Origin of the sequence: Bradyrhizobium sp. Cp5.3 (assembly GCF_000426265.1) — a bacterium.
Lineage (GTDB): Bacteria > Pseudomonadota > Alphaproteobacteria > Rhizobiales > Xanthobacteraceae > Bradyrhizobium > Bradyrhizobium neotropicale.
In genome coordinates, this window is sequence record NZ_AUFA01000009.1 from 243,108 (window position 1) to 259,656 (window position 16,549).

The 16,549-nt window shown below is 65.6% G+C and carries 18 protein-coding genes and 1 pseudogene; 12 read left to right on the top strand and 7 right to left on the bottom strand.

Going from position 1 to position 16,549, the window contains the following annotated elements; all coding sequences use genetic code 11:
• Positions 1 to 22 precede the first annotated feature (22 nt).
• From K289_RS0115140 to K289_RS0115150, 3 genes are all read right to left on the bottom strand, one after another.
• Complete coding sequence (locus tag K289_RS0115140; protein ID WP_027552304.1) at positions 23 to 1,522, bottom strand: D-alanyl-D-alanine carboxypeptidase family protein; 1,500 nt, start codon at positions 1,520 to 1,522, stop codon at positions 23 to 25.
• Between the two features lie 177 nt (positions 1,523 to 1,699).
• Complete coding sequence (locus K289_RS0115145) at positions 1,700 to 3,496, bottom strand: glucan ABC transporter ATP-binding protein/ permease (protein ID WP_027552305.1); 1,797 nt, start codon at positions 3,494 to 3,496, stop codon at positions 1,700 to 1,702.
• A gap of 89 nt (positions 3,497 to 3,585) precedes the next feature.
• Positions 3,586 to 4,635, bottom strand: coding sequence for an ABC transporter substrate-binding protein (locus K289_RS0115150; protein WP_027552306.1), 1,050 nt, complete (start codon positions 4,633 to 4,635; stop codon positions 3,586 to 3,588).
• A 237-nt stretch (positions 4,636 to 4,872) separates the two neighbouring features.
• Between K289_RS0115150 and K289_RS0115155 the strand changes: the two genes are divergently transcribed.
• From K289_RS0115155 to K289_RS0115215, 11 genes and pseudogenes are all read left to right on the top strand, one after another.
• Complete coding sequence (locus K289_RS0115155; protein WP_027552307.1) at positions 4,873 to 5,247, top strand: hypothetical protein; 375 nt, start codon at positions 4,873 to 4,875, stop codon at positions 5,245 to 5,247.
• A 163-nt stretch (positions 5,248 to 5,410) separates the two neighbouring features.
• Complete coding sequence (gene hisE, locus K289_RS0115160; RefSeq protein ID WP_027552308.1) at positions 5,411 to 5,815, top strand: phosphoribosyl-ATP diphosphatase; 405 nt, start codon at positions 5,411 to 5,413, stop codon at positions 5,813 to 5,815.
• A gap of 45 nt (positions 5,816 to 5,860) precedes the next feature.
• The gene (locus K289_RS0115165) at positions 5,861 to 6,463 is read left to right on the top strand and encodes a YqaA family protein (RefSeq protein ID WP_082908072.1); all 603 of its coding nucleotides are present in this window, start codon (positions 5,861 to 5,863) and stop codon (positions 6,461 to 6,463) included.
• Positions 6,464 to 6,506: 43 nt separating this feature from the next.
• Positions 6,507 to 7,055: a hypothetical protein gene (locus K289_RS0115170; protein WP_027552310.1), complete on the top strand. Its 549-nt coding sequence runs from the start codon at positions 6,507 to 6,509 to the stop codon at positions 7,053 to 7,055.
• Between the two features lie 37 nt (positions 7,056 to 7,092).
• Complete coding sequence (locus K289_RS0115175) at positions 7,093 to 8,499, top strand: aspartate ammonia-lyase (RefSeq protein WP_027552311.1); 1,407 nt, start codon at positions 7,093 to 7,095, stop codon at positions 8,497 to 8,499.
• A gap of 281 nt (positions 8,500 to 8,780) precedes the next feature.
• Complete coding sequence (locus K289_RS0115180) at positions 8,781 to 9,749, top strand: nitronate monooxygenase family protein (RefSeq protein ID WP_027552312.1); 969 nt, start codon at positions 8,781 to 8,783, stop codon at positions 9,747 to 9,749.
• A 145-nt stretch (positions 9,750 to 9,894) separates the two neighbouring features.
• Positions 9,895 to 10,668 carry a thioesterase family protein gene (locus K289_RS0115185; RefSeq protein ID WP_027552313.1) on the top strand — a complete coding sequence of 258 codons (774 nt, stop codon included), beginning with the start codon at positions 9,895 to 9,897 and terminating at the stop codon, positions 10,666 to 10,668.
• Positions 10,669 to 11,350: 682 nt separating this feature from the next.
• Positions 11,351 to 11,866 (top strand): annotated as a pseudogene (locus K289_RS44425) (NAD(P)H-dependent flavin oxidoreductase); the annotation flags it as partial.
• 281 nt (positions 11,867 to 12,147) lie between these two features.
• Entirely contained in the window at positions 12,148 to 12,396 is a 249-nt protein-coding gene (locus tag K289_RS0115205) for a hypothetical protein (protein ID WP_027552315.1), read from the top strand.
• A gap of 134 nt (positions 12,397 to 12,530) precedes the next feature.
• Positions 12,531 to 13,244, top strand: a complete 714-nt coding sequence (locus tag K289_RS0115210) for a hypothetical protein (protein WP_027552316.1) — start codon at positions 12,531 to 12,533, stop codon at positions 13,242 to 13,244.
• A gap of 92 nt (positions 13,245 to 13,336) precedes the next feature.
• The gene (locus tag K289_RS0115215) at positions 13,337 to 14,020 is read left to right on the top strand and encodes a hypothetical protein (RefSeq protein WP_027552317.1); all 684 of its coding nucleotides are present in this window, start codon (positions 13,337 to 13,339) and stop codon (positions 14,018 to 14,020) included.
• Between the two features lie 105 nt (positions 14,021 to 14,125).
• On the opposite strand, the gene K289_RS0115220 is transcribed toward K289_RS0115215, so the two are convergent.
• From K289_RS0115220 to K289_RS0115230, 3 genes are all read right to left on the bottom strand, one after another.
• Positions 14,126 to 14,269, bottom strand: coding sequence for a hypothetical protein (locus tag K289_RS0115220; protein WP_156917982.1), 144 nt, complete (start codon positions 14,267 to 14,269; stop codon positions 14,126 to 14,128).
• Between the two features lie 120 nt (positions 14,270 to 14,389).
• Positions 14,390 to 14,641 carry a GCG_CRPN prefix-to-repeats domain-containing protein gene (locus tag K289_RS0115225; protein ID WP_027552319.1) on the bottom strand — a complete coding sequence of 84 codons (252 nt, stop codon included), beginning with the start codon at positions 14,639 to 14,641 and terminating at the stop codon, positions 14,390 to 14,392.
• Positions 14,642 to 14,657: 16 nt separating this feature from the next.
• A complete protein-coding gene (locus K289_RS0115230; RefSeq protein WP_027552320.1) occupies positions 14,658 to 14,900 on the bottom strand; it encodes a hypothetical protein in 243 nt (80 codons plus the stop codon).
• Positions 14,901 to 15,191: 291 nt separating this feature from the next.
• On the opposite strand from K289_RS0115230, the gene K289_RS0115235 reads away from it, so the two are divergent.
• A complete protein-coding gene (locus K289_RS0115235) occupies positions 15,192 to 16,151 on the top strand; it encodes an AraC family transcriptional regulator (RefSeq protein WP_027552321.1) in 960 nt (319 codons plus the stop codon).
• A 130-nt stretch (positions 16,152 to 16,281) separates the two neighbouring features.
• On the opposite strand, the gene K289_RS0115240 is transcribed toward K289_RS0115235, so the two are convergent.
• Positions 16,282 to 16,515 carry a hypothetical protein gene (locus K289_RS0115240; protein ID WP_027552322.1) on the bottom strand — a complete coding sequence of 78 codons (234 nt, stop codon included), beginning with the start codon at positions 16,513 to 16,515 and terminating at the stop codon, positions 16,282 to 16,284.
• Positions 16,516 to 16,549 lie beyond the last annotated feature (34 nt).

Here is a 16,549-nt window from a genome sequence, read left to right on the forward strand (position 1 = left end):
CATCGCTCGCCGTGCCGTTGACTTAACTGTTGTTGGGGGCTGGCTTGGGCTTGGTCGCCGCCTTCGGCTTGGATGGCTTCGCCACTTGATCGCCGTTGGCGGCAGGCTTCTCGGCAGGTTTGGACGCATCCGGCTTGGCCGCAGCATGCTTGGTCCCGGCCGGCTTTGCCGCGGTCTTGGCGTCGCCCTTGGTCTCACCCTTCGCATTGGGCTTGGCATCTGGCTTTGCGGCCGCCGTCCTGGCGCCCTTCCAAGCGTCCTTGTTTCCGTCCTTGCTTCCGTCCTTGGGATTGTCCGCCGCGTCGGGCTTCTTGGCCGCAACGCGCGACTTCTTGCCACGCGCCTTTGGAGTCGCCTGCTGGTCGGCATCGGCGGCAACCGCCGCGATCAGGGCGGCGCCGGTGCGGGTCGGGCCGGTGTAGACCGGCACCGGCTCGGTGGCCGCCGCGGCCGAGGCCATGAGATCCGAAGCCTTCATCAGGGGCGGTTGAAGCCCGGCGGTGAAGAACGTCACCTGGGCTTCGCCGCCGGTGGCCGAGGCCGATCCGGTCGGCCCGGCATTGGTCGCGATCATCGCATCATCATCGTCGCTCGCGGGCCGCTTGCGGTGGCCGCCGCACATCTCCTCGCGCAGGTTCGGCGGCGAGGCGTCGACCGGCACGAGATTTTCGACGGTGCCGAGCGAGGGGCGCAGCCACGTCAGATTGTCCTGCGCGAAGCCGCGCTCGAGCAGCTGCGCCGCCTTCACCGCACGCGCGGTGCCGGAGTTGGAGCCGAGCACCACCGCGATCAGGCGCCTTCCGTTGCGCGTTGCGGATGCCACGAGGTTGTAGCCGGAGGCGCAGATGAAGCCGGTCTTGAAACCGTCGGCGCCGGGATAGCGGCCGATCAGCTTGTTGAAGTTAGGCGTGATGCGCTTGCCGAAGCGGATCGCCGGGATGTGCACGAAGTATTCGTACTCCGGCAGGTCGCGCAGGAACGCGCGTGCGAGGATGCCGAGGTCGCGCGCCGAGGTGATCTGGCCATCGGCAGGCAGGCCGTTCGGATTGACGTAGCTCGTCTGCGTCATGCCGAGCTTCTGCGCGGTCTGGTTCATCATCGCGGAGAAGCCGTCGATCGAGCCGCCGACGCCTTCGGCGAGCACCACAGCCATGTCGTTCGCCGACTTCACCATCATCATCTTCAGCGCGTTGTCGACGGTGAGCTGTGTTCCCGGGCGGAAGCCCATTTTCGACGGCGATTGCGAAGCTGCGGTCGGCGACACCGTGAACAGCGTGTCGAGCGTGATCTTGCCGTCCTTGACCGCTTTCAGCGTCACATAGGCGGTCATGATCTTGGTGACAGACGCCGGGTACCAGGGGATGGTCGCGTTTTCCGCCTGCAGCACCTTGCCGCTGTTGGCTTCGATCAGGAGCAGCGCTTCGGCGTCCGCCGCGCGCGGCGCCAGCAGCGCGGCAAGCGCGAGCGTTGCAGCGAGCAGGTTCAACAGGGAATGACGAAGCAGCGGGCGAAAGACGTGCACTATCCGATTCCGGTCCTTGGAGACCCGCCGGTTCCGGACGGCTCTCGTGAGCTGAGTTTCGAACTTTGAAATCCGGCGCCGCCGCTCGCGGCATCGCAAACCTATACCGGCTCGTGCGTCGAGAACAGGGGGCTTGGCCGGGTATTCAGCAAGGAAATAGGCTGAATTTCGACGGCCTTAGGAGGATTTGACCGTCGCCGCTGCGGCCTCCGCCGCCGTCACGCTGGCCCGTGCGTTCTCCTGCACCATGAACTGGGCCCTGGCGAGCTCGGCGAAATGACCGCCTTTGGCCACGAGTTCATCGAAAGTTCCGCTCTCGATCACCCTGCCGTTCTCGAACACCAGGATCCGCGTGGCCTTGCGGATGGTGGAGAGGCGGTGCGCGATCACGAAGGTGGTGCGGCCCCTCATCACTTCGTCGAGAGCGGCGTTCACCTTGGCCTCGGTGATTGCGTCGAGCGCGCTGGTCGCCTCGTCCAGGATCAGGATCGGCGGGTCCTTGAGCAGTGCGCGCGCGATCGACAGCCGCTGCCGCTCGCCGCCGGACAGCATGCGGCCGCGCTCGCCGGCATTGGTCTCGAAGCCGCCGCTGCGCTCGATGAAGTCGAGCGCCTGCGCGCGCTCGGCGGCGAGGCGCATCTCCGCGTCCGTCGCGTCCGGCTTGCCGACGCGCAAATTCTCCGCGATCGAGCGGTTGAACAGCAGCGCCTCCTGGAACACGACGCCGATGTTTCGCCGCAGCGACGTCAGCGTGATCCCGCGCACGTCCATGCCGTCGATCTTGATGAAGCCGGACTGCGGGTCGAAGGCGCGATGCAGCAGCGCGATCGCGGTGGATTTGCCGGCGCCGGTCGGGCCGACCAGCGCGATGCTCTGGCCGGGCAGCGCTGTGAAGGAGAGGTCCTCGACCGCCGGCCGCTTGCCGTCATAGGAGAAGGTGACGTCGTGGAACTCGACAAGGCCGGAGAGGCGTCCGGCATCGATCGCGTCGGGCCGGTCGTGGACTGCGGGCACGGCGTCGAGCACGTTGAAGAACTCCCGCAGGCGCGGCGCTTCCATGAACACGTTGTTGATGAAGCTGACGACCTGCTCGAGCTTCTGGATCAGCATCGTCGCGAAGCTCACGAACATCACGATCTCGCCGACCGTGGTCAGTCCCTGCTCATGCAGTGCGATGCCGACCGTGAAGATCGCGAGCACGGTGATGGTGGTGGAAGCGCGCGTGATCACGGTGACCAGCGCCCACCAGGATAACACCGGCATCTGTGCCGCCAGCAATTGATCTGCGACGAAGCGCAGGCCCTGCACCTCGGACTCGACGCGCACGAAGCTCTGCACCAGCGCGACGTTGCCGAGCGCGTCGGAGGCGCGAGCGGAGAGGTCGCTGTAGTGTTCCTCGACCGCCATCTGCATGCCGTAGGTCTTGCGCACGACGAAGGTGGTCAGACCCGTGAAGACGACGCAGAGCACGAACAGGAGGATCGCGAGCCGCCAATTCAGATAGAGCGACAGCGGCAGCAGCACCACGACCGAGAGGATCGCGGCAAAATGCTCGCGGAAGAAGCCGAGCCACAGTCGCCAGAGCGCGTCCGTGCCGTTCAGCATCACCTTCATCAGCCGGCCCGAATGGGTGCCGGAGTGGAAGGTCAGCGGCAGTTGCAGGATGTGCTCGAAATAGCTCGTCAGCACCGCCTGACGCTGGCGGTGGGCGAGGCGGTCGGCGTGCAGCGCGACAAGCGCGCTGCAGATGATTGTGAACAACCCGAAGGCGACCCAGGCCCAAAGAAACGGCCAGGCCGAATTCGAGCCGGCCACCGTCTTGCCGGAGAGCACGTCGACGATACGTCCGAACAGCACGGGCTCGGCGAACTGCGCGCTCGCGAGCAGGAGATTGGCGATCGCCAGCAGCCAGCCCAGCCGCGCCTCTCTGCCGAGCAGCTCAAGAACGCGGGTGTAGAGGCGGAAGATGGACATGCGGGCGACGAACTCGGGTGGGCGACTGGAGGAGCCCGTATTCTAAACTAGGATCGCCTGCGAGATACAGCGGAAGCTGCCAGTTTTACTCAATTGATCAGCCGGTCCTCGAGCGGTGGCAGGAACTGCGCGTCGAAGATGTCGCTTGCGGCCGGGCGCTTGCGGAATTTGAAATCCTGCGCGATCTGGTCGATCGAGCGCTCCAGGCGCGCGGCGTCGACACCGCCGAGGCCATCGCGGCGGACCTCGTCGGTCAGTACGTTATCGGCGAGCACGGTGCGCAGGCGCTCGAGTTCGAGATCGCGATCGCCGCTGTCCATGCGGCTTACGGCCTCGTCCACCGCGCGCGTCGGCTCCTTCACGGTGGCGTTGATGCCGGCGACCAGCGCGCGCACGAAGCCCTTCACCGCGTCCGGCTTTCCTGCTGCGAAGGCGGGATTGGCCACCACGGCAAAACCGTAGGCCTCGCAGCCATAGTCGGCGTAGCGCAGCACGGCGAGATCGCCCGCGGGCACGCCGCGGTCGCGCAGGTTCACCGCCGAGAGATAGCTGAATCCCGCCACCGCGTCGACCTGCCCGGCCGAGAGGATCGGTTCGCGCACCGCCGCGCTCATCTTGTGGAATTTCACGTGCGAGGTGTTGATGCCGTTTTGTTGCGCCAGTGCCGGCCACAGCCGGATCGACAGATCACTGTCGGCAACGCCGACGGTCCTGCCCTCGATATCGGACGGTTGGTGAATGCCGCGGCTCTTGCGTGCGACGATCGCGTAGGGCGCGCGATTGAACAGCACGAACACCGCCTTGATGGGCGCCGCATCGGAATTGTCGCGGAAGCGGATCAACTCGTTGATGTCGACGAGCGCGAGATCGCTGTCGCCCTTCGCGACACGCGCGAGCGCCTCCGGCGATCCGGCCGCGCTGGTGAAGGAGACCGTGAGATGCTCGGCGGAAAATCTGCCGTCCTTCATTGCCACGAAGAACGGCGCCATGCTCGAGTCAATCGGCCGATCGAAGGCAAACCGGATTGCAATGGGCGATGCGGTGGTCTCCGCTGCCCCAGTGTCGCGCGCGGCCAGCATGGCCATCACGATCGTGAACGCCAGCAGGCCACGAAGAGCGATCGTTCCAAGTCCGAACATCAGCGGCGCCGGTCCCGCCTTTATTATGGTTTGATGACGCTTGACGAGTGTGCAGCGCCGGCTCGCATCCATCGTGGACGATCGAACATGAACGGTAGATGAGCGGAGGTTGCGTCACGATTACGCAACCCCGTTCAGCTTGTGTTGGGGTTGGGGAACCCAACATGGGATGCGGGGGTTTGAGAGGCATGAGCCTGTCCGCAGGCACCATCGCAGGTCCCAAGGAGGGTCCAAGACATGTTAGACCGAGTTTCCAGGTTTGCCGGCCGCAAGGCCGTTCTTGCAACCGCGGCCGTGCTGGCCCTGACCACCGTCGCGCCCACGGCCTCGTTCGCAGGCGGCCGCCACTGGCATGGCGGCGGCGGAGCGGCTGCGGCCGCAGCATTTGCCGGCATCGTCGGCACCGGCCTTGCGATCGCCGCGTCCCGCAACGCCTACGCCTATGACTATGGTCCGGCCTATTACGGTGGCGGTCCCGTCTATTATGGCGGCCCGACCTACTACGGCGGCGGCCCCTATTACGGTCCGGGCCCGGACTACCAGGCGCAGCGCTATGGTGGCACGGCACCGTCCGAGCTCTGCGGCCAAGGCTACTTCACCAACTGTTACTAGCCTTAACGGGTACGAGCCTTAACGGTACGAGTCTTAACGGGTACGAGCTTGGCTACCAAAGGTTGACCACAACAGGCCGTCGTGCTTGCCGCGGCGGCCTGTTTTTTGGTTCTCCTATTGGACGTTAACGCGCTCGCCATTGGTTTAGGGTAGTTTTGATGACATGAGCGATTCGCTTGAGCGGCTATATCTGGCTGTGCTCGCGGCCAGGGATCTTGATCCCCAGACATCACGCACGGCCCGGCTGTTTCAGCGTGGGCCGGCCAAGATGGCGAAGAAGCTGGCCGAGGAGGCCATCGAGGTCGTCATCGACGCGGTCCACGGCGATAGCGAAGCCGTGATCAGGGAAAGCGCCGATCTGCTCTACAATCTCACCGTGCTCTGGGTGTCGGCCGGCGTGCGTCCCGACGACGTCTGGCGCGAGATGGCCCGGCGCGAAGAGATGCTCGGCATCGCCGAGAAGCTGCCGAAGTCGGCGATGAAGCTGCCCAAGGTCGCCTCGCCGTCCGTCGCTGCGCGGCGACCGATTGTCGCGCTCGAGGGCCGCGCGGCGCGAAAGCGCCACTAGAAGCAACACAAATCGGCCCAATCTTGCCATGGACAAATCCGTCCCATGGTGCTTGATCGCGGCGCCATGCTGAAACGTATCTACGATTGGTGCATTGACGCCGCCCACAAGCCCTACGCGCTCTGGATCATGGGCGCCGTGTCTTTCGCGGAGAGCTCGTTCTTTCCGGTGCCGCCGGATGTGATGCTGATCCCGATGTCGCTGGCGCGCCCGCAGCGCGCCTGGGTCTATGCCGCGGTCTGCACCGCCACCTCGGTGCTCGGGGGCATGTTGGGCTACGCCATCGGCGCGCTGCTCTATGACTCGGTTGGCCACTGGCTGATCCAGGTCTATGGCCTCGGCGACAAGGTCGATGCTTTTCGTGCTTCTTATGCCGAATGGGGCGCCGTGATCATCCTGCTCAAGGGGCTCACCCCGATCCCCTACAAGCTCGTCACCATCACCTCGGGCTTTGCCGGCTACAATATCGGGCTGTTCATCCTGTGCTCGATCGTGGCGCGCGGCGGACGCTTCTTCGTCGCCGCCGTGCTGCTCAACCGCTATGGCGACTGGATCCGCGTCAGGATCGAGCGGCATCTCGGCCTCTGGGTCGCGCTCGGTGCCGCCGTGCTCGTGCTCGGCTTCGTGGTGGCGATCAAGCTGATCTAGCGAGGCGCTTTGCCGCCGCGCCGGCTTCGGCTACGGTTGCGCCATGATGGTTCGATCCGGCACCACGGTCGCGCGACTCCGGATACTCGTGACCGCGGTGCTGCTGGTCCTGCCTGGCACCGCCGGTTTCGGATGGGCCCAGTCCACCGCGCCTGCGTCCGCGCCGTCGCTCGGTCTTCAGGAGGCTGGACCCCAGGCGCTGCCGCAATCGGCGCCCGCTCCGTCGGGACCGCCGGCGGGCGAGGAGAATCCGGGTCTGATCAATGAGATGGGCAAGCTGTTCGACAAGCTGCCCTCGATCCTTCCGCCGTTGAAAAGCCCAAGTGAGACGATGGACGGCCTGTCGCGCTTGGCGAAGCCGTCCAGCATGGTGTCGGGCCGCGTTGTCTGTCCGGCTTCGGCGAACGGCGCGCCGGACTGCAAGCAGGCCGCTGACCAGCTCTGCCAGAGCAAGGGCTACAGGGAAGGCAAGAGCCTGAACGCCGACTCCGCCGAGAAGTGCTCGGCCAAGGTCCTGATCCCGGGCAGGCAACGCAAACCGGATGACTGCCGCACCGATACTTTCGTGACCAGCGCGCTGTGCCAGAACTGAAGGCGATGACGCCGCGCGCGAACAACAAGGAGCGCCCATGAGCCGTACGGAGCAGGACTTCCTCGGACAGCGTGAGATCGCCGACGACATCTACTACGGCGTCCAGACCATCCGCGGGAAGGAGAACTTCCACATCACCGGCATTCCGATGAGCCAGGAGCCCTACTTCGTGAAGGCGCTCGGCTACGTCAAGAAGGCCGCGGCCATGGCCAACCGCGATCTCGGCGCGATCGACGGCAAGGTTGCGGACGCGATCATCGTCGGCTGCGACCGCGTCATCGCCGGCGACATGATGGATCAGTTCGTCACCGACTTCATCCAGGGCGGCGCCGGCACCTCCACGAACATGAACGCCAACGAGGTCATCGCCAACCTCGCGCTGGAATCGCTCGGTTTTGCGAAGGGCGACTACCAGCAGGTCAGCCCTAACGATCACGTCAATTACGGCCAGTCCACCAACGACACCTATCCGACCGCCTTTCGGCTTGCGCTGATCCTGCGGCTCGAAAGCTACATGACGGCGTTGCGCCAGCTCCAGGAGGCCTTCTTCACCAAGGGCCGCGAGTTCGACCGCGTGCTGAAGATGGGCCGCACGCATCTGCAGGACGCCGTGCCGATGTCGCTAGGGGCCGAATTCCGCGGCTGGGGCACCACGATCGGCGAGGAGGTTGACCGCATCTCGGAAGCCCGCGCGCTGCTGCGTGAGATCAATCTCGGCGCCACCGCGATCGGCACCTCGGTCACGGCCGCGCCCGGTTATCCCAAACTCGCCGTCCGGCACCTGAGCGCGCTGACCGGCGTCGACTTCGTGCTCGCCGGCGATCTCGTCGAGGCAACCTCCGACACCGGCGCCTATGTGCAATTGTCGGGCGTCCTGAAGCGCACCGCGAGCAAGCTGACAAAAATCTGCAACGACATCCGCCTGCTCGCCTCAGGCCCGCGTGCGGGCCTGAACGAGATCAACCTGCCGCAGCTCCAGCCGGGCTCCTCGATCATGCCCGGCAAGGTCAATCCGGTGATCCCCGAGGTGGTCAACCAGACCAGCTTCCTCGTCATCGGCCTCGACACCACGGTGACGCTTGCCGCCTCCGCCGGCCAGCTCCAGCTCAATGTGATGGAGCCGGTGATCTCGTTCGCGCTGTTCTTCTCGATCCGCACCATGGAGCGCGCGGTCAACAGCCTGCGCGAGAACTGCGTGCTCGGCATCACCGCCAACGAGGAGCACACCCGCAACATGGTGCTCAACTCGCTCGGCATCGTCACCGTGCTGAAGCCGCTGCTCGGCTACAAGCAATGCGCCGAGATCGCGCGCGAGGGCTACAAGAGCGGCAAGTCGCTGCACCAGATCGTGGTGGTCGAGCGCAAGCTGCTGACGCAGGACAAGTGGGACGAGATGTTCTCGTTCGAGCGGCTGATCAATCCGGATCTGATTGCGGGAACGTAGATCGCGCATCCCGTCATTCCGGGATGCGCCGACAGGCGCAGGCCCGGAATCCATCAGGCCTCAGCGTGAATGGTGCGATGGATTCCGGGTTCGCGCTTCGCGCGCCCCGGAGTGACGAAGCGGGAATTGAAGCGAACTCGCGCAGCGAATTCCGTGCCTTGGAATTGCGGTAACGACGTCCGCGGGTGGCGTGCAAACGCAATACTTGACAGTGGAAAGATTGCCTTGTTGGTATGGCCGCCAGCCTTCAACATGTCAGCCCAATAGAGGATCGTTTCGCTATGACCATGCCTGCGCTGTTCAAAGGGCGCCTGTCGATCCCCGTGATCGGTTCGCCGCTCTTCATCATCTCGGTGCCCGATCTCGTGATCGCGCAGTGCAAGGCGGGCGTGGTCGGCTCGTTTCCCGCTTTGAACGCACGTCCGCCGGAGCTGCTCGACGAGTGGCTGGCGCGGATCACCGAAGAGCTCGCCGCCTATGACCGCGCTTACCCCGAGCGGCCTTCCGCACCGTTCGCGGTGAACCAGATCGTGCACAAATCGAATAACCGGCTCGATCACGACATGCAGCTCTGCGCCAAGTACAAGGTGCCGATGATCATCTCCTCGCTCGGCGCGCGCGAGGAGCTCAACCAGGCCGTTCACGGCTGGGGCGGCATCGTCTTCCACGACGTGATCAACCAGAAATTCGCGAACAAGGCGATCGAGAAGGGCGCCGACGGCCTGATCCTGGTCGCGGCCGGCGCCGGCGGCCATGCCGGCACGATCTCGCCACTCGCCTTCGTCGCGGAGACGCGCAGATGGTTCGACGGCCCGATCGCGCTGTCGGGCGCGATCGGCAACGGCAAGGCGATCCGCGCCGCGCGCATTCTCGGCGCCGACTTCGCCTATATCGGCTCGGCCTTCATCGCCACGCAGGAGGCCAATGCGGTCGAGCGCTACAAGGAGATGATCGCGGGCTCGACCGCCGACGACATCGTCTACTCCAACCTCTTCACCGGCGTGCACGGCAACTACCTGAAGCCCTCGATCCTCGCGGCCGGCATGGACCCGGAAAACCTGCCGTCCTCCGATCCCTCCAAGATGAACTTCGGCACCGACGCCTCCGGCGAGCGCGCCAAGCCGAAGGCCTGGAAGGAGATCTGGGGCTCGGGCCAGGGCATCGGCAGCGTCGACAAGGTCGTGCCCGCCGCCGAGCTGATCGCGCGCTTCAAGAAGGAATATGACGAGGCGATCGATCCGCCGTTGTGATCGCTCTCGTGTTCCGGACGCGGTGCGGCATGAAGTTCCGCGCCGCAGAGCCGGACCCATCGCCGCAACATATGGCCCCCGGATCAGCAGCGCACCGCTACCCGCTGCGCTGCGTCCGGGAACGCCAGCCGAGACCGAGCAAGACATGACCGCCATCTACCGCGTCGACGGCAACAGCGTCGTCACGAGCGCGAATGCCGCGGGTCCCTGGGACCGGCGCATGCAGCATGGCTCGGCGCCAGCCTCGCTGGTGACCTGGGCGGCCGAACGCATCCCGACGCAAGTGCCGATGGACATCGCGCGCGTCACCATCGACCTGATGCGGCCGGTGCCGGTGGCGCCGCTCACGATCGCGACCGAAGTCTTGCGCGAGGGCCGCAAGATTCAGCTCTGCGCAGTCAAGTTGCTGGCCGACGGCGTGCAAGTCGTCGGCGCGACCGTGCTCAAGATCAAGCGGCAGGTGCTGACGTTGCCGGACGACGTCAAGGAGTTGCCGGTCGAGCTGCCGTCTCCGGAGGACTCTCTCGTCGAGGACGGCCACGCCGCGACCAGTCCGTTCGTGCGATCGGTCTCGATGCGCGCCGCGCGCGGCCGCTTCGGTCAGGCCGGCGCTGGCGCGATCTGGTTTCGCGTCGACCATCCGCTGATCGAAGGTGAAGCGATCTCGCAGGCGATGCGCGCTGTGGTCGCTGCCGATTTCTCCAACGGCACCGCCTCGACGCTGGATTTCCGCGCCTGGACCTACATCAACGCCGACCTCACGGTGAGCTTTGCGCGCCAGCCGGTCGACGAATGGATTTTGCTTGACGGGGAATCCTGGATCGGTGCCGACGGCACAGGGCTCGCGATGTCGCGGCTCGCGGACAGGCAAGGCTATTTCGGTCGCGCTGTGCAGAGTCTCGTGATCGAGAAGCGGTGAGCTTCACGGCTTTCGCCGCGCTCAAGTCCTGGTGTCAATTTGAATGGCAGCTTCCGCCGCCGCGGAAGGGATGCCCTGGTCGCGACCTCTTCTTGTCCGGAGGTCTCTGTTCGACGCCAGCGTCCTGCCAGTTCAACTGCCGTAGACGATCTTGATCTCCCACAGCAGGACAATGATAGCCGTGATCAACGTGACCGCAGCCAACGCACTTTCCAAGGAAGCGACTCTCATCTGATACTCCGCTTCCCAGCCCCATTTGCGGTCTAGTTGATTCGTTGATTCGCCCGCAATTGCGCGCGCATCGTGCCCTCACACTCCGTGGCGGATTGTTGTTCGCCGGCCACAACAACACCGTAATACTCCGGAGGAAAATGCTGCTATGCAGCGGCGTTTCGCGCGGCGCGTGCACTCCGAACCCGGGATCACAATCAGGACGATTATCTCACCACTCGATCTCGCCGGCTCCAGAAGCTCGCGTGCAACGTCTTCTTGTCGATTTTGCCGGCGCCGGTCATCGGCAGCTGCCTGACGAACCGGATCCGGTTCGCTCTGTCATCGGCTTCTGACGTGCCAATGTTGCCGCAACGTCGGCGCATACGGGACGGAACGGCAAAGCCCGCTTTAGGGAGGCTGCGTGACGTCCGACCGACTGCAACGCTTTCGCGACCGTCTCAGCCTGCCGCTGATCGCGGCGGCCGCAGGCGCCGGCGGCCAGACCGGCTGGCCCAATCCGTTCGCCTTCGTCCGCGCTGTGCGCGCGTTCTACGACGGCATCATCGTGCTCGCCGGCGGCATCAGCGACGGCCGCGCGCTGCAGGCCGCCGAAGTGATCGGCTGCGACCTCGCCTATATGGGCACGAAGTTCATCGCCACGCGCGAGAGCATGGCGGATGACAGCCACAAGCAGATGCTCGTCGACAGCAGCGCCGACGACATTCTGCTCACCACTGCGTTCATCGGACTTCAGACCAGCATGCTGTAGCCGTCGATCATTGCCGCCGGTCTCGATCCGGACGACCTGCCCGCGCGCGGCGCCATCGACATCGGCAAGGACATCGACGTCACCGCGCGCGAGAACCGGCCGAAGCGCTGGCGCGACATCTGGAGCGGCGGGCACTCGACGTCGGGCGTGAGCGATGCGCTGGGGGTCGACGATCTCGTCGCACGGACGCTCGCCGAATATCGCGGGGGCGGGCGGGTGGTCGTCGCTCTCCTTCGCCTCTCCCCGCTTGCGGGGAGAGGCCGTATCGCATCGAAGATGCGATACGGGTGAGGGGGAGTCTCCGCGAGGCCAACTCTCACCGTGCGCGCGGCGGCAGCCCCTCACCCCGACCCTCTCCCCGCAACGAGCGGGGAGAGGGAGAAGACGCAGCACAGTTAACCGCGCACTCCCGCGGTCCGGCGCACTTAACGGCAGATTAACCATCGCCCGCCAAGAATCCCCTCAAGGCCGCCAACCAGGATCGAGAGGGACAGGCGATGGACTTCGATTTTCTCAGCACCAAGACGGCGGCTTCGCTGGATGAAATCCGCGTCCGTGTGGCCCATGCGCTGGCTCGTCATCCGCTGTGCCGCAACGTGCGCTTCGATATCGTCAGCGTCCCTCGCACCCGCCGCGGCGGCAATTGGACGGTGACGCTGCAATCGGTCGAACCGCGCGCCGTCTGGGAGGCGTCCGAGATCGTCGCCGACATCCAGGACGCCTATGATCTTGCCGCAGCTGCCTGATTTCATTGAGTTTTTCGGCCTGTGTCGCCGCAGTCCCAGCGAATTCCGCGGCGGGAGCACGGTTAGGCCTTAATTACCGCCCAGTTTCCCAACAGTGATCAATTGGACTTGAAATGCCGGACGTGGAGAGACGTTTGTCCAAAGCCATCACCATCGTCGCGTTGACCTGCCTCCTCGTCCTCGGCGCCGCCACCACCGCCATTCTCGGCCGCGACAGCGTGCCCAGTGTCAGCGCCGAGATGATCACGCAGGGTCCGCCGAAGCCGCTCGCTGCCAACCGCGCCGCCAAGGCCGACCGCCTGGTCCCGACGCTGGCGCTCGCCTCGGCCGCGATCGAGCCGGTGCAGACTCAAACTCAAATGCCTGTGCTGACCGAGCCGCTCCGCCAGGCTTTTGCCGCTGCGACGCCGTCCGACTTCCCGGTGCCCAAGGCCAGTGTGTCCGAGGCGCCGGCTGTTGAAGCGCCCGCTGCAAACGCGCCGGCGCATGCTGCCGAGGCTCCGGCCAAGCCGAAAGCGCCAAAACCGCAGCCGCAAAAAACCTATTCGCTGCTGTCCGACGTGCAGATCGCCGGCATCAAGGACCGTCTGAAGCTGTCGTCCTCGCAGGAATATTACTGGCCGTCGGTCGAGACCGCGCTGCGCAACGTCGCCCGCAAGATCCAGGCGAACAAGCTATCGAATCCGAACACACCGCCTGGCGTGCAAATCGATCCGAATTGCGATGAGGTCCAGCAGTTGAAGTCGGCCGCGATGCCGCTGTTGTTCCAGTTGCGCGACGACCAGAAAGAGGAAGTGCGCAAGCTCGCCCGCATCATCGGGCTGGAAAAGGTCGCGCAGCAGATCTAACGCCCAAGTTCCCTGCGGGGATCGCGCGTCTCCCGATCAGGAACATCCGGTAATCCCTCGGCGTTGCCCGCTCCAAAAGAGGGAGTGGATCAATGCGCGCCTCGACAGCCTATTTCGTCGGTGCCGGAACCATCATTGCGGCCATCGCCATTGGGCTCGGCGGCGGCATCGTCGCCGGCAACATGATGAATCCGGTCACGCCCAAGCGGGGCCCGGACGCCATCAAGGAACGGCGCGCCGACTCCGTGGCGGCGACGAGTGCGCCGTCTGAACGCGTCCAGTATCTCAGCGGCTCGCAGGCGTTCGGCACCATGATCGCCGCGCCCGCGCAGGCGCAGGACCGGGCCAAGTCCGAAGCAAGACCTGAAGCGAAGACCTCTCAGGCCAATGCAGAACCAGCAGCGCCGCCAGTACCGCCGAAGCCCGTTGCAGCCGAAGAGCCGAAGGGGGCGCCGGCGTCACCTGCACAGGCCGCCAAGCCCGCCGAACAGCAGACCACCGCCGAGCCGACATCCTCGCCTGAAAACGCCAACGCCAAGGCCAAGGATTCCGACGTGAAGCGCGCCGCCTCAGAGCGGCGCCGGGCAGAACGGCGCGAGCGTTGGGCCGAGCGGCGCCGCCACGAATCCCGCGAATCACGAGGCATGCGCGACCGCACCGACTGGGATGACGTCGCGCGCAGCATCCGCGAGGATTCCGACGCCCGCGACCTCGCCGCGCGTCCGCGCAGCGGCTTTCCGCAGATCAGGCTGTTTGGGGCTGATGATGACGATTAGGAAGACAACCTCAGCGGGAGCGATGGTGAGACCTGCGTTCCAAACTCGCCTCGTCATTCCGGGATGCGTGCGTAGCACGCGGGCCCGGAATCCATTCATCAACTCCTAGCGCGGCGAGATGGATTCCGGGCTAGCGCCGTTGGCGCGCTCCGGAATGACCGTGGGCTTCAACCCCCGTGCGATTCCATCGTCCTCGGCGAGGAGGATGGCGATGGCCTCAGCCGTCTCGCCCTGTTCGGTCATGATCATGGTCCCGCACCGCGTGTACGCGCTACGCGCTCTTGCCCGGGGGAGACGCGCTTCGCGCTCTTGCCCGGGCATGTCGTGTTCGTGGAACGAGGGAAGGCGGAGGGAGAAGCCGCGTGGTCTTTACCTGCCGTTGCCGCGGCAGCCGCCACCGGGACCAATGTGGTATCCGCGCGGGCAGGCATGCGCCGCCGGGTTGGCGTAGTTGCGCAGGCAGCCGCCATAGGGGCCGCGGTGCCAGCCGGCGCCGCAGCCACCGGCGACGGCGATGACATCGCCACTCGTCGCCGCGTCGAGGGGCGCCAGCGGCATCGCCGCTGCGGAGCCTGCGATCGCGGCGAGGGCGAAGGCTGCGGCAAGAACGGTTCGCATCATGATCTGTCCTCCCCGATCAATGGCCGGCGGCAAATGCGATGCCGGCGCGCACTTCGCCGATCGCCTGGTCGATCAGGCCGAGCGCCTTTTCACGATGGCCGCCCTTGTTCGGCTCGGCCTTGGCGAGCTCGGCACGGGCCGATTGCAGGATCCCGATGGCCTCGTCCATGTGCGGCTGCGCGCCGAGCGCATAGCCGACGCAAAGACTTGCCGCGATGGCGCCGCCGAGCATGAGGCTGCGGGGTAGAGAGGTTCGCATGTCGTTGTCTCCTCCAGCGGGCGTCAGGCTGGGGCCGCCCGGTTGCCCGGATGCAGCCCGCAGGTGGCGGGATGCCGCATCCGTCGTCTCAATAGGGCGGGCGCGCGCGGGCCGTCTTGGACTGTCGGGCGCCGGCCGCTTGCCGGCTTGGACTGACCGGCGCTGCTTGAATCACGTCACCGTGCTGATAGGTTGTCGGCGGTTGGCCTTCAGCGAGCCTTCGGGTTGCGAAGGTCGGCCGGCGTCGCCTGCGATCTTTTCAAAAAGCCTTTCTCGAAAAGTCATTCTCCGATGTCCGTCATCAGGAAAGTGCTCTCGACCGACATGCTGCCGCAGGGTCTGTCCGACCGGCAGCGATTCATCCGCTTCGCCGAGCTGTTCGAGCATTTTTCCAACACCGGCGAGCTCGATCCGGCCTCCGACGTGCCGTTCCGCGCCGCGATGAACTCGATCCACATCGGCACCACCATGCTCGGCCGCTGCAACGGAAGCTTCGTGACGGTGCGACGGGAGAAGCGTCAGGTGATCGAGACCGGCGACGACCGTTTCTGCCTCGTGCGCAACACCGGCGACCGCACCTCCCGCGTGGTCCATCGCGGCCGCGAATTCGACATGCGGCCGGGATCGATGGTGCTGCTCAAGCTTGACGAGCCGTTCTTCGCCGCCGACGGCGCGAGCGTCAAGCGCTTCACCAACGTGCATCTGCCGGCCGAGACGCTGCGGGCAATGGTCGCCGACGTCGAGGGTCTCGTCGGCTGCGAGCTCGAGCCCGGTGGCGCGCTGTCGCTGGTGATGGATTACAGCGATCTCCTGTTGCGCCATCCCACCGCCGCCGACGAAGCCGGCATGGCGATCGCCGCTCATCTGCTCGATCTCGCAGCGATCGGCCTCGGGGCCCGCAGCGATGTCGCGGCCGCGGCACGCCGCCGGGGGCTGCGCGCCGTGCGGCTCAAGGCGGTGCTGGCGATCCTGGAGACGCGCTTCCATGAGCCGGATTTTTCCGCGCAAAAGCTCGCCGTCGCCGCCGGCCTGTCCGAACGCTACGTCAATGAGCTGTTGTTCGAGGCCGGCGCAGGCTTCACCACGCGCCTCAATGAGCTGCGCCTGCGCAAGGCGGCCGACCTGCTCGCGCAACGCGAAGGCCGCATCAGCGACATCGCGTTCGCCTGCGGCTTCAACGATCTCTCTTATTTCAACCGCTGTTTCCGCCGCCGCTTCGGCCTGACGCCGACCGCGGCAAGGGGGAGGTGAGAGATCGCGATCCGCAATCGTAGGGTGGGTTAGCCCCGCGGCTGCGCGAAGCGCAGTCCGCTCGGCGTAACCCACCTCTTTTGTTTCCGTGCAGATAGACAGTGGTGGGTTACGCTGACGCTAACCCACCCTACAAAGAGTCCACCCGCGGGTGCGGATAGCGCCGCGCCAGCACCGACAGCGGCAGATGCCGCTCGTCCTCCGGCAGCTCCAGATAGGCCAGCACAAGCGACCGTTTCCAGTCGTCGATGCCGAAATCCATCGCCATCCATTTCTGCGGCTCGGGACCCTCGAGGCCCCGGACCCAGACGAAAAAGCGGGGGAGCTCGTCGGCGTCCGGCTCGCTCGTGCGTCTCCTGGCCATCAAGCTGCTCGCTGCATCAGCATCCGTTGCTAGA

Bases quoted from the DNA above. Each gene is read 5' to 3' on its own strand.
- K289_RS0115145 (WP_027552305.1), bottom strand. From the start codon at position 3,496: ATGTCCATCTTCCGCCTCTACACCCGCGTTCTTGAGCTGCTCGGCAGA.
- K289_RS0115150 (WP_027552306.1), bottom strand. From the start codon at position 4,635: ATGTTCGGACTTGGAACGATCGCTCTTCGTGGCCTGCTGGCGTTCACG.
- K289_RS0115155 (WP_027552307.1), top strand. From the start codon at position 4,873: ATGTTAGACCGAGTTTCCAGGTTTGCCGGCCGCAAGGCCGTTCTTGCA.
- hisE (WP_027552308.1), top strand. From the start codon at position 5,411: ATGAGCGATTCGCTTGAGCGGCTATATCTGGCTGTGCTCGCGGCCAGG.
- K289_RS0115165 (WP_082908072.1), top strand. From the start codon at position 5,861: ATGGTGCTTGATCGCGGCGCCATGCTGAAACGTATCTACGATTGGTGC.
- K289_RS0115170 (WP_027552310.1), top strand. From the start codon at position 6,507: ATGATGGTTCGATCCGGCACCACGGTCGCGCGACTCCGGATACTCGTG.
- K289_RS0115175 (WP_027552311.1), top strand. From the start codon at position 7,093: ATGAGCCGTACGGAGCAGGACTTCCTCGGACAGCGTGAGATCGCCGAC.
- K289_RS0115180 (WP_027552312.1), top strand. From the start codon at position 8,781: ATGACCATGCCTGCGCTGTTCAAAGGGCGCCTGTCGATCCCCGTGATC.
- K289_RS0115185 (WP_027552313.1), top strand. From the start codon at position 9,895: ATGACCGCCATCTACCGCGTCGACGGCAACAGCGTCGTCACGAGCGCG.
- K289_RS0115205 (WP_027552315.1), top strand. From the start codon at position 12,148: ATGGACTTCGATTTTCTCAGCACCAAGACGGCGGCTTCGCTGGATGAA.
- K289_RS0115215 (WP_027552317.1), top strand. From the start codon at position 13,337: ATGCGCGCCTCGACAGCCTATTTCGTCGGTGCCGGAACCATCATTGCG.
- K289_RS0115220 (WP_156917982.1), bottom strand. From the start codon at position 14,269: ATGATCATGACCGAACAGGGCGAGACGGCTGAGGCCATCGCCATCCTC.
- K289_RS0115225 (WP_027552319.1), bottom strand. From the start codon at position 14,641: ATGATGCGAACCGTTCTTGCCGCAGCCTTCGCCCTCGCCGCGATCGCA.
- K289_RS0115230 (WP_027552320.1), bottom strand. From the start codon at position 14,900: ATGCGAACCTCTCTACCCCGCAGCCTCATGCTCGGCGGCGCCATCGCG.
- K289_RS0115235 (WP_027552321.1), top strand. From the start codon at position 15,192: ATGTCCGTCATCAGGAAAGTGCTCTCGACCGACATGCTGCCGCAGGGT.
- K289_RS0115240 (WP_027552322.1), bottom strand. From the start codon at position 16,515: ATGGCCAGGAGACGCACGAGCGAGCCGGACGCCGACGAGCTCCCCCGC.